Below are 13,027 nucleotides of genomic sequence, written 5' to 3'. Positions count from 1 at the left end.
CGTGTAGATTCCAATTAAAAGCTCATACTCAAATCTTCCAAAGGTATTGTTGATGGAGAAGAATTTCATAGATTTATACGTTTTATTTTATTTCATAGCACTCTAATAAAAGGTTAAATATCAATCTGGATTGTTAAGCATTAAATTTGCTTGTATTTATATGTATATACCTTTAATTATGTACAGCGTAAACTAATTAAAATAAGTGTCTTATAAATGAGCATATATATGTCTAATACAAAGAAGCCTAAATCTGATTTAGCGCTTTCCATTGATGAAAACAGCCCAATCCCGATTTATATGCAGGTTAAGCAATTGATCGCCTCGCAAATTAATAAGGGCGTGTGGATAACAAACCAGAAGATCCCTTCAGAAAGTGAATTGGTGAATCAACTCGGTTGCAGCCGAATGACGGTTAACCGAGCACTCAGAGAACTAACCGCGGAAGGCATGCTGGTTCGTGTGCAAGGCGTGGGTTCATTTGTGGCAGAAAGCCAAGGGCAGACGGCATTATTTCAGATTCATAATATTGCAGATGAAATTGCAGCACGTAACCATCAGCATCGTGCAGAAGTATTGGTTTTGGAAAGTATCCAAGCAGATTCTTTACAAAGTTTGCAGATGCAGGTGCAAGAGAGTCATCCGTTATTTCATTCGATTATTGTACATTTTGAAAATGATGTTCCGATTCAAATAGAAGATCGACTCGTTAATTCATTTTTAGTTCCAGATTATTTAAAACAAGATTTCACTCAAATTACGCCGAATGCTTATCTCATGGCACATGCACCAGTGACCGAAGGTGAACATATTGTTAAAGCTGTTTTAGTTTCAGCGCAAGAAGCGAAATGGTTAAAGATTAATAAAGCTGAACCTTGCTTGCTGATTCGTCGTAGAACGTGGTCAAATAAAAATTTAATTTCTAGCGCGCGTTTGATTTATCCAGGTCATCGTTACCACTTGGAAGGAAAATTTACGCTATGATCCAAGTGCTTACACAACAGCATTATAAAAAAATGCCTTGGAAAAATGGTCAGGGGTTCACGCTAGAAGTCGCTAGAAGTCATGGTGAAGGTTTGGATGATTTTGATTGGCGTGTATCGATTGCGGATGTTAAAACAGCAGGACAATTTTCATATTTTAAAAATAAGCAACGTATTCTTGGGGTACTTGAAGGCAAGGGGCTGACTTTACAGATTGATCAAAGTGAAAAAGCCAGCTTAGAACAAAAACAGTTTATTGCATTTCATGGGGAAAGTGACGTTTATGCCGAATTATTGGATGGTGAAATCAGAGATTTTAATCTGATTTACAATCCTCAGAAAATTGCTGCTCGCTTGCAATGGATTAATGCTGTTCAGATGCCAACAGTCATGAGTGATGCGAAGCAAGTTCTTGTATTTAATATGGGGAAACGATTAGATATTGAAATGAATGGAATAAAGAAATCCTTGCATGAGTATGAAACTTTAGAGATTACATCAGTACCTACTCAAGCCAAATCTTTGAGTTTTAGGTCAGAAGATCAGTTTAATTTTTGCTTGATTGAATTATTTTCAGCATAAACCTCTTATATTTATACCTTTTTAGATGCGTGGTTTTCATTACGCATCTTTTTTTTATTCATAAAAATCATAGATATAAAAAATAATTAAAAAAAGGGTTTTTAAAGTGGATTTTTATGTAGTATATATATGTATATACAAGTTAATGCATTTTAATTTTCATAGTAGATCCCACTATGAAGCAGTCAACAAGAAAGGAGTCTGCTCAATGACAAATTCGGTTAAATTAAGTGAAACGGAAATTCGTTCACCATTTCGTGATGTAGAAATCCGCGCTCCACGTGGTAATAAACTCAACGCAAAAAGTTGGCTCACTGAAGCGCCTTTGCGTATGTTAATGAATAATTTGGATCCAGATGTTGCTGAAAATCCAAAAGAATTGGTGGTATACGGTGGTATTGGTCGTGCAGCGCGTAACTGGGAATGTTATGACAAGATTGTTGAAACACTAAAAAAACTTGAAGATGATGAAACATTATTGGTTCAATCGGGTAAACCCGTTGGTGTGTTTAAAACGCATAGCAATGCACCACGTGTTTTAATTGCAAACTCTAACTTGGTTCCGCATTGGGCAAATTGGGAACATTTTAATGAGTTAGATGCCAAAGGCTTGGCAATGTACGGTCAAATGACCGCAGGTTCTTGGATCTATATTGGTAGCCAAGGGATTGTACAAGGGACATATGAAACCTTTGTTGAAGCTGGCCGTCAGCACTTTAATGGTGACTTAACAGGGCGTTGGGTACTGACTGCGGGTCTTGGTGGTATGGGTGGCGCTCAACCCCTTGCTGCAACTTTAGCGGGCGCATGTTCACTGAATATTGAGTGTCAACAAGCCAGTATCGATTTCCGTTTACGTACTCGTTATGTCGATGAACAAGCTGTTGATTTAGATGATGCATTAGCACGTATTGCAAAATATACGGCTGAAGGTAAAGCAATTTCAATCGCATTATGCGGTAATGCTGCAGAAATTTTACCTGAATTGGTTCGTCGTGGTGTTCGCCCTGATATGGTGACGGATCAAACTAGCGCACATGATCCATTAAATGGTTATTTACCAATTGGTTGGACGTGGGACGAATACAAAGAGCGTGCGAAAACAGAACCACAAGTCGTGACCAAAGTGGCAAAACAGTCGATGGCGAAACACGTTCAAGCGATGCTCGATTTCCAAGCACAAGGCATTGCAACATTTGACTATGGCAATAACATTCGTCAAATGGCACAAGAAGAAGGCGTAGAAAACGCATTCGATTTCCCAGGTTTTGTTCCTGCATATATTCGCCCATTGTTCTGTCGTGGTATTGGTCCATTCCGTTGGGTTGCACTTTCAGGTGATCCAGAAGACATCTATAAAACAGATGCGAAAGTTAAAGAACTCATTGCTGATGATGCACATTTACATCACTGGTTAGATATGGCACGTGAACGCATTAGCTTCCAAGGTTTACCAGCACGTATTTGTTGGGTAGGTCTAGGTTTACGTGCGAAACTCGGTTTGGCATTCAATGAAATGGTACGCAGTGGTGAATTATCTGCACCAATCGTGATTGGTCGTGACCATTTAGATTCAGGTTCAGTGTCTAGCCCTAACCGTGAAACAGAGTCTATGCAAGATGGTTCAGATGCTGTTTCAGATTGGCCATTATTGAATGCCTTGTTGAACACTGCAGGTGGTGCGACTTGGGTATCATTACATCATGGTGGTGGTGTAGGTATGGGCTTCTCTCAACATTCAGGCGTTGTAATTGTCTGTGATGGTACAGATGAAGCAGCTGCACGTATTGCACGTGTACTGACCAATGACCCAGCAACAGGTGTGATGCGTCACGCTGATGCAGGTTATCAAATTGCAATTGATTGTGCGAACGAACAAGGTTTGAACTTACCAATGGTTAATGGTTAATTTAGTCCTCAAAAATCAAGTGGGTTGTTATCGATGAGTTCGGTAACAACCTTATGAAATTGTGATGAAGCAATTTCAACAAAGGATTGGTCTGTTTCCTAAAACATGAACAAAGAAAAAGTAAATCACGGTATATAGCTAAATTAAGCCTAAGGCGGATGTTATGAAAAAACTTTGGCACAATTGTCATGTCGCAACCATGCAAAATGGTCGATATTCCATAATTGAAAATGCGGCTATTGTGACTTTAGGGAATATTATTCATTGGATTGGATCTCAACCGGATTTAGCTAAAGATCAATATGATGAAACCATTGATTTACAGCAAGCTTGGGTAACACCGGGTTTTATTGATTGTCATACGCATAGCGTTTTCGGTGGCAACCGCAGTATTGAATTTGAACAAAGATTACAAGGTGTGAGCTATGCAGAAATAGCAGCCCAAGGTGGTGGGATCGCGAGTACAGTACGTGCGACCCGTGAAGCAACAGAACAACAATTACTTGATAGTGCATTAAGACGAGTCAAAAGTTTACTTAAAGATGGTGTCACCACCATTGAGATTAAATCGGGTTATGGACTCGATTATATAAATGAAAGAAAAATGCTACGGGTTATTCGTGAAATTGGTCAACGGCTACCAATTACCGTTAAAAGTACCTGCCTCGCGGCACATGCTTTACCACCAGAATATCACGAGCAAAGTGATGCTTATATTGAGCATATTTGCACTGAAATGTTACCAAAGTTGCATTCAGAAGGTTTAGTTGATGCAGTGGATGCATTTTGTGAGTATTTAGCATTTTCCCCAGCACAAGTTGAACGAGTATTTAAAACTGCCCAACGTTTAAATCTGCCTGTGAAGATACATGCAGAGCAATTGTCTTCTTTAGCGGGCTCAAGCTTAGCAGCGCGTTATCAAGCCTTGTCAGCAGATCATCTTGAATACATCACTGAAGATGATGTTAAAGCAATGGCTGCATCGGGCACAGTCGCGGTGTTATTACCGGGTGCATTTTATTTCCTAAGAGAAACCAAATTACCGCTGATGGATCTTTTGAAACAACATCAGGTGCGTATTGCTTTATCAACAGATTTGAATCCAGGCACGTCGCCAGTGTTGTCTTTACGTCTGATGTTAAATATGGGTAGTACTTTATTCCGTCTAACACCTGAAGAAACGTTGGCAGGGGTGACGATTCACGCAGCACATGCTTTGGGTCTGCAAGACTCACATGGCAGTTTAGTGCAAGGAAAGGTTGCTGACTTTGTTGCGTGGGAGATCGAGCATCCATCTGAATTAACCTATTGGCTCGGTGGCGACTTATCGAAACGCATTGTTTATCAAGGTCAAGAGATTAGCGTTTAGATATTAAAGTTTAAGTAAAGTGCACGAAAGATTTGAGTAGAGAATTAAAATGACCAGTACATTTGATTGGAATGGACGCAATGATGGTACAGCAGTCAACCATCGACGTATTTTTCAAGTGATGAATCAATCAGATTCGGCGAACTTTGCCCTGATTGGTTTTAGTTCAGATGAAGGTGTACAGAGAAATAAGGGGAGAGTTGGCGCGGCCGATGCACCGAATGCGATTCGCAAACAACTGGCGAATCTACCTGTACATCAACCTATCAGTATTGCCGATTATGGTGATGTGATTTGTGAAGATGGTTTGTTGGAGCAAGCGCAAGTACGTTTAGCAGATCAAGTTGCACAATCATTGGCCCAAGGTCAACATCCAATTGTTTTGGGTGGTGGTCATGAAGTGGCTTTTGGTAGCTTCAGTGGTTTATTTCAATATTTGCAAAAACATGAACCTGAAAAAAATATTGGCATCATTAATTTTGATGCGCATTTTGATTTAAGAGAAGCTGAGCAGGCATCATCAGGTACGCCATTTTTACAAGCAGCGCAATTATCTAAACAAAATTCAAAACCGTTTCATTATTTATGCATTGGTGTAGCAAAACATGCCAATACCAAAGTTTTATTTGAAACAGCAGATCGTTTAAATTGTGAATATATTTACGATCGTGATGTGCATATTGTACAAATTGAAAGTGTGCTTGAAAAAGTAAATCGTTTTATTAAAAAAGTGGATTATTTATATATTACGATTGATTTAGATGTATTTAGTTCAAGCATTGCACCTGGTGTAAGTGCGCCTGCTGTAAAAGGCATCGATTTAGCGGTTTTTGATCCAATTTTACAATTGATTAAGTGCTCCGAAAAAATTAAAGTACTGGATATTGCGGAGTGTAATCCAATATTTGATTTGGATCACAAAACAGCGAAATTGGCTGCGTATATTATATTTAACTACATATTTGATTTATAAAGTTAAATAGGTAGTAAATCATATTTAAACAGATGTTTGATTTATAAAGTTGAACAGATTGTAAATTCATTAAGGTTGAATAATGTCTAATTTATCGTATATCGATGACAGTAATGGTGCATGGCAAACTTATTTAGCACAAGTTGATCGTGTAGCACCCTATTTAGATCATCTTGAAGAATATATTGATACTTTAAAGCGCCCTAAACGCGCTTTGATTGTCGATGTTCCTATCGTGATGGATGATGGTTCAATCCGTCATTTTGAAGGTTATCGTGTTCAACATAATCTTTCACGTGGTCCAGGTAAAGGCGGCATTCGTTATCATCCAGATGTAGACTTAAATGAAGTCATGGGATTGTCTGCGTGGATGACCATTAAAACTGCAGTGATGAATTTACCGTTTGGTGGCGCGAAAGGTGGTGTACGTGTTGATCCAAGAACATTGTCAGCACGCGAGTTAGAACGTTTAACACGTCGTTATACCAGTGAAATTAGCCACATTATTGGGCCACAAAAAGATATTCCTGCTCCAGACGTTGGTACGAATCCACGCGTTATGGGTTGGATTATGGATACTTACTCTTCTGGTCAAGGCCATACGGTAATGGGCGTTGTAACAGGCAAGCCGATTCATTTAGGTGGTTCTTTAGGACGTGTGAAAGCTACTGGTCGTGGTGTGTTTATTACAGGCCAACAAGTTGCAGAAAAAATTCAACTGCCTTTAAAAGATGCCAAAGTTGCAGTTCAAGGTTTTGGTAATGTGGGTAGCGAAGCTGCTTACTTATTTGCTGATGCTCAATCTAAAATTGTTGCTATTCAAGACCATACTGGAACGGTTCATAACCCAGAAGGTATGGATGTTGAGGCTCTAAAATTACATTTAGAACAACATCAAGGTGTAGCTGGATTTGCTGGCGCTCAAGCGATTAGCAATGATGAGTTTTGGCTTGTAGACATGGATATTTTGGTTCCTGCTGCATTAGAAGGACAAATTACTCCAGAAAGAGCACAGAATTTAACTGCTAAGTTGGTTTTAGAAGGCGCAAATGGCCCGACTTACCCAGCAGCTGAAGATATTCTGCTTGAACGTGGCGTGACGATTGTACCCGATGTGATTTGTAATGCTGGTGGTGTAACAGTGAGTTACTTTGAATGGGTTCAAGGGATGGCAAACTTCTTCTGGTCAGAAGAAGAAGTGAATCAACGCTTAGATGCACTCATGATTAAAGCAATTCATGATGTATGGCAAACTGCTGAAGACAAAGTGTGTAGCTTAAGAACGGCTGCATATATTTTAGCATGTGACCGTATTTTGAAAGCACGTCAAGATCGCGGGATTTTCCCAGGCTAAATATCTGATTTGAATGACTCACTCTATCCGTTTTCACGTTGCATAGGGTGAGTGCAAACAAACAGACATTTCATTAAAGTTGGATAAAAAGAGCGATCTTTTTATCCAATTTTAAAATGGAAATCAGCACTTCTATATAATTCATCATTTCATCAGTTTTTATACAGACTGATTATTCTATTTCGGTTTCAGCATTTATTTTTTATTCGATATTTTAGATCAATAGCGATTATTGATGAGTGACTTTAATTAAAACGTACAACTTGGAAAGTAAGGGCACAATATGGACATTATGCTAGGCGATAAAATTGATATAAATACATTTATTCAAATTGCCCGTTTTAAAAAACCAGTTGTATTCTCGGAACACTATATTTCTCGGGTTAAAAAATCGCGAGAAGTTTTAGAAGAGATGATCGCAAGTGATCAATTAATGTATGGCATCAACACCGGTTTTGGTGTGTTATGTTCAGAAAAAATTTCACAAGAACAAACGGCTGAACTCCAAAAGAATTTAATTTTGTCCCACGCTGTATCTGTCGGTGAACCATTCGCTGAAGAACAGGTTCGTGCTTGCATGCTAATGATCCTACAAAACTTAGGGCAAGGCTACAGTGGTGTCCGCATTGAAGTATTGGACACAATCCGTCAGTTTCTAAATTTAAATCTTATCCCATGGATGCCAAGAGAAGGCTCGGTTGGCTATTTAGCACCAGAAGCACATTTTGCATTGACTTTAATGGGGCACGGCCAAATTTTTTATCAAGGTCAATTAAAGGCGGCAAGTGAAGTTTTACAGGCTGTCGCTATTCAACCGATTCAACTATTGGCGAAAGAAGGTCTAGCGTTAATTTCTGGTACAACTTCAACTACAGCACTTGCATCTTTAGCAATTTATGATATGCAAAAAGCGGCTAAATCTGCCGATATTATTGCTGCGCTGACCTTAGAGTCGCTTGAAGGAATCTTAGTCGCGTTTGATGAGCGAGTGATGCAGGTACGACCACATCCAGAACAAAGCCAAACCGCATCTAACATTCGTCGTTTATTAAAAGATTCAGAATTTTCTTTGCAAAAGCATCCAACGAAATTGCAAGATGCGTTGTCGTTACGTTGTATTCCACAATTGCATGGCGCGGTTAAAAAAATCTTTAATGATGCAGTCGTCACAATAGAAATTGAGATGAATTCTTGCTGTGATAATCCAATCGTATGGCATGACTTAGATGAACAAGAGATTATTTCAGCCTGTAATCCAGATTCATCTTATGTTGGTTTAGCCATGGATACGGCAGCGATTGCTGCAACGAATTTAGCGAAAATGTCAGAACGTAGAAATAACCGATTAGTTGATGGTAGTTTGTCTGGTTTTCCCTATTTTTTAATTAAAGAACCAGGTTTGAATTCTGGATTAATGATTCCACAATATACTCAGGTGGGATTACTCAATGATATGAGAATATTATCTCATCCAGCAACAACCGATAATACGCCTACTTGTGGTAATCAAGAGGATTATGTCGCGATGGGATATAATGCTTCTAAGAAAGCATTATCTATTGTTGATAAATTAGAGTTTATTTTAGCGATTGAGTTGTTATCTGGATATTATAGCCATCAATTTTTATCCAAAGATAAGAAGAGAAGCTTAGCATGTCAGGAAATTATTAATGCATTGAGTGAAAGTATTAATATTCCAAGTCAGGATACCTATATTTATAGTTTTATTAATACAATAAAAAATATCATTCATGATGGAACACTTATTGAGATTGTAGAAAGTAAAATAGGTCAATTGAATTAAATAACGTTTTAATTTTTTATAATTTCCGAATTGATTATTTCAGTCGAAATAGTCAATTCTGCTTCAACCATCTACGAATATAGATTTAAGATTCGATTTTTATTTTGACTCGAAATGGATTGAATCAAGAATGTATATTTATTTATTTTTCCATTTAAAAGAAAAAAATAAAACTATAAAAACGTTTAAAAATGGCAGTTTTTTTGGGAAATTTGAATGCACTTTGCTTGTATATACATGATTAATCATATACTGTAATTCATGTGCTACAAGATGATCATTTTTACATGGATGAGTGAATGGATTTAAATAGCAATCATAAAAATTATTGGCTGGTTTTTAATATCTGCTTTGTGCAGTGAGAAGTTGAACCATTGTCATATTTGATTGATTTAAAAACAATAATCCATGCTAAGAATGCAGATAACGGAATTTTATTTGCACAAAGTTCACATGCTTAATGGACTTGACTCCCAAAAGATACAAAAGGATGAGTATATGGAAGATGTTTCAAAAGAGATGGAAACAGAATGTTTGGACGATGTTTCAAGCGAGATGAAAACAGTACGTTGGGGTGTGTTTATTCCCATGTTTTTACTGGTTTCTTCCACCGTAATTTTAGGTATCTTTCATAGTGAAGATCTGATCTCACTGACAAAGTTATTTTTTAATTGGTCTTTACAAAATTTTGGCTGGTTATATCAAATTGTTGCCATGGTTTCACTGATTTTAGTGGGAATATTATTAGTATCTAAGTTCGGTCAGATTCGTATTGGCGGTAAAGATGCGAAGCCAAGTATGAGTTTTGGTAAATGGTTTGCGATGACACTCAGTAGTGGTGTTGCAACCGGTTTAATTACCTATGGTGCAAATGAACCGTTGATTTACTTTGGCAATATTTATGGTGAACTCAATAAAATTGGTGTCGAACCACATACCCATGCGACTGCGATTTGGGCACTGGGTCGCTCATTTTATAATTGGAGTTTCATACCATATGCAATGTATACCTTATCGGGTTTAATTGCCGCCTATATGTACTTCAATAAAAAAAGAGGCTTATCTGTTTCAGCAACACTCGAGCCATTATTGGGTAAATATGCTCAAAATAAAATTGTGGCTGATGTGATTGATGTGCTTGCAACACTGGCAATTGTACTGGGTTTAGCTTCGGGCTTAGGTACCGGATTAACCGTTGTTGCAACAGGTTTAAAAATTGCGTACGGTGTTCAGATCACCACAACTTTATGTGTCGCATTAGGGGTACTCACCACCTTCTTATTTACTTTCTCATCATATTTAGGCTTGGATAAGGGCTTTAAGGTTTTAGCAAGTATTAAATCTAAGGTTTTATACTTCTTACTTATTTTATTATTTATTACTGGCCCTACAATTTATATTCTGAAATCATCCACTGCTGGCATGGCAATTTGGTTGGATAACTTCTTCCTATGGGGCTTGGACACTGGTGATATTGGTGGTGAAGCATTAACGCAGTGGTGGACATTATTTGACTGGGCAATGTGGATTGCTTATGCACCATTAATGGGTCTTTTCTTGGCGATGATTTCTTATGGTCGTACCATAAAAGAATTTATCATTATCAACTGGATTTTACCTTCATGTTTTGCATTAGTCTGGTTTGCCATTTGGGGTGGTACCGCATTGTTTTTACAAGAAAGCGGTGCGGTGAATTTGGTACAAGTGATTAAAGATAATGGTGCTGTATCTGGTTTATGGGCATTTTTACAACATCTGCCATTTAAATTGGGTGTGGTGATCGTTCCGCTGATTCTTGTTTTGAGTTTGTTTGCTTATGCCGTTGCTGCAAATAGTATGACGACTACCATCGCTGGAATGTGTACTAAAAATGTGCCAATTGGAGAAGAAGCACCGGGATACCAACGTATTATTTGGGGTATTTTAATTGGTTCAATTGCGATTATTATGAGTGCTTTTGGTGGGGGCGAACAGGGCATTAACGGCATTAAATATTTAGCTGCTTGTGGTGGATTCTGCGTACTCATTATTTTTATGTTGCAACTGGTTTCAATTATCAAAACCTTTTTCTACGACAAACCGATTGAGTAATGATCAACAGATTTTATCTAATCTAAATTTAAGGCTTCCTGCATAATTCCTAGCCCTCCTTTTTAGGGGGGGGCTATTTCAAGGAATAAACCATATATGTCAGTAAACTTTTAGCTTTGCTATTCAGACACAATTTATTTATTAAGCAAAATTGCATTTAAAACTCATTCGATTAACTCGAAGGGATAAGTGTTATCAAAATATACATGTATACCGAGATATTTAAGGAAAGAATATGGACATTCAACATGATACAGCTAAAGTGAAGTCACCTGATTTAGCCCAGCGTAAGCCTAAATCTGCACCTTTATTACTATGTACTTTATTGTTCATGTCTGCGGGCTATAGCCATGCAGATGAAAATATGAATGAACCTGGAGTAAAGAAAAATTATATTGATTTTGGAGGGGCTATACGGACTCGTTTTGATTTCGATCCTGATCGTGATATTCGTAAATTTAGTTTCGATACTTTAATTTTGAATACGGATTTCAGTTATGAAAAGTTATCTGGGAGTTTTGAGTATCGTATTTTAGGCGGCGCATATCCTTACGATTATACAGATCATATTGGTGATATCAGTTTTCCTAAAAAAGCCTATGTCGAATATGCCGTTGATGACAAACAAGCAGTGCAATTTGGTTTGAATCAAGTACCAATTGGTTTTCAACCTTATTATACCAGTACGATGCTAGAGTCTATTGCCTATATTGCAGGTATTGAGGATTTATATCGAGTCGGTCTAAAATATAATTATAAAAATGAAAACTCGGAAGTATTACTCGGTTATTATTTTGCAAATGCTTGGAAAGGAAAAGGGACAAGCAATGGGGCATATTATTCCAATGTAATTGTTTCTGCAAATGATAGTTTAGAAAATGGCACACAATATAAAGAGAAAGATGCGCTTGCTTTACAATATAACTATTCGAAAAAATTTGAAAACTGGACTTCAAAATATGGAATATCAGGCTATTATTCAAAGTTAGATGCTGAGAATAATAAAGATGAAGATGGGCACCGTGAAATTTTGGGTTTGCATTATGGTATTAATAATGACCGTGTAGATCTTAAGCTAGTGACTTTATTTAATAATATCAAAAATTCATCTCATCAAACCACATTGGGTTCTTATGATGGTGAATTTAATATTGCGAATAAAGGGATGATTTATAGCGCAGATTTAAATTATAAACTGCCAGAATTAAATACTGAAAATATTGCTGATTTTAATGTGTACACACACTATAGTTATTATGATAAAGATCAAAAAGAATTTATGAACTCCAGTGAGTGGGTTGTTGGTGCAGCGTTTACCTATAAGAAGAATTTTTATATTGCATCAGAATGGCTGTTTGGAAAAAATAATCCATATGTGGGGGGGAGCGATTATGGACAAAGCTTAGCTTCTGGTGGAAGTAACCAATGGGAAAATCAGTTGAATATTAATATAGGTTATTATTTTTAATATTTTTTAACAGGTTTATCATATGAATTAATCATTCTGGGCTTGTTCTTAAATATCATCTGTTAATGAACAAGCTCATATTTAGATCCTAAGAAGAGGCTTAAAAGCCAACAACATCAGCAAATAATTACTCCCATTCTTATCTTAGTTGGATAATTTGATAAATAGCCTTGTAAACCAAATGGTGATATTTCTTGATTGGTCAAAGTAAGGTTCTAGGATAGCCAATAGATCATTTGGTAAGTTTTAGATGTGGTTTTGGCCATTTGTAAATGATATGACCGAATATGCTTTAATATAATGGGCTTATGCAACAAAGATTCTTTAAATTAAAAAGTCTTAGAGAAAAACAATTTTTACTTAAAATAGTGATTTATTCCAATATGTAGAATTTTTAAATTATTAGCAATCTAAACTTATGCAAACTATTAGCAATTTAAGTCTATTTTAAGTTTTTATAGATTTAAGATGTTCGATATCACTTGCTTTGTAAG

General features: G+C 37.0%; 9 protein-coding genes. All 9 read left to right on the top strand.

Annotated features, from left to right (window positions below; translation table 11 throughout):
• The first annotated feature begins 228 nt into the window (after positions 1-228).
• The 9 genes from hutC (at position 229) to B9T28_RS05410 (ending at position 12,533) form a co-directional block, all read left to right on the top strand.
• Positions 229-984, top strand: a complete 756-nt coding sequence (hutC, locus tag B9T28_RS05450; RefSeq protein ID WP_086202929.1) for a histidine utilization transcriptional repressor HutC — start codon at positions 229-231, stop codon at positions 982-984.
• A complete protein-coding gene (locus B9T28_RS05445) occupies positions 981-1,565 on the top strand; it encodes a HutD/Ves family protein (RefSeq protein WP_086202928.1) in 585 nt (194 codons plus the stop codon). The genes hutC and B9T28_RS05445 overlap by 4 nt, the downstream gene beginning before the upstream one ends.
• A 241-nt stretch (positions 1,566-1,806) precedes the next feature.
• Positions 1,807-3,474 carry a urocanate hydratase gene (gene hutU, locus B9T28_RS05440; RefSeq protein WP_171263465.1) on the top strand — a complete coding sequence of 556 codons (1,668 nt, stop codon included), beginning with the start codon at positions 1,807-1,809 and terminating at the stop codon, positions 3,472-3,474.
• A 163-nt stretch (positions 3,475-3,637) separates the two neighbouring features.
• Positions 3,638-4,843, top strand: a complete 1,206-nt coding sequence (gene hutI / locus B9T28_RS05435; protein ID WP_086202926.1) for an imidazolonepropionase — start codon at positions 3,638-3,640, stop codon at positions 4,841-4,843.
• Between the two features lie 49 nt (positions 4,844-4,892).
• A complete protein-coding gene (gene hutG, locus B9T28_RS05430; protein ID WP_086202925.1) occupies positions 4,893-5,816 on the top strand; it encodes a formimidoylglutamase in 924 nt (307 codons plus the stop codon).
• An 82-nt stretch (positions 5,817-5,898) separates the two neighbouring features.
• Complete coding sequence (locus B9T28_RS05425) at positions 5,899-7,170, top strand: Glu/Leu/Phe/Val family dehydrogenase (protein ID WP_086202924.1); 1,272 nt, start codon at positions 5,899-5,901, stop codon at positions 7,168-7,170.
• 283 nt (positions 7,171-7,453) lie between these two features.
• Positions 7,454-8,974: an HAL/PAL/TAL family ammonia-lyase gene (locus B9T28_RS05420; protein ID WP_086202923.1), complete on the top strand. Its 1,521-nt coding sequence runs from the start codon at positions 7,454-7,456 to the stop codon at positions 8,972-8,974.
• A 498-nt stretch (positions 8,975-9,472) separates the two neighbouring features.
• Positions 9,473-11,065, top strand: coding sequence for a BCCT family transporter (locus B9T28_RS05415; protein WP_252053495.1), 1,593 nt, complete (start codon positions 9,473-9,475; stop codon positions 11,063-11,065).
• A 235-nt stretch (positions 11,066-11,300) separates the two neighbouring features.
• Complete coding sequence (locus tag B9T28_RS05410) at positions 11,301-12,533, top strand: hypothetical protein (RefSeq protein WP_086202922.1); 1,233 nt, start codon at positions 11,301-11,303, stop codon at positions 12,531-12,533.
• Positions 12,534-13,027 lie beyond the last annotated feature (494 nt).

The sequence above is a fragment of the Acinetobacter silvestris genome (genome assembly GCF_002135235.1).
Classification (GTDB): domain Bacteria; phylum Pseudomonadota; class Gammaproteobacteria; order Pseudomonadales; family Moraxellaceae; genus Acinetobacter; species Acinetobacter silvestris.
This window is presented reverse-complemented; position numbering and strand designations above follow the sequence as displayed.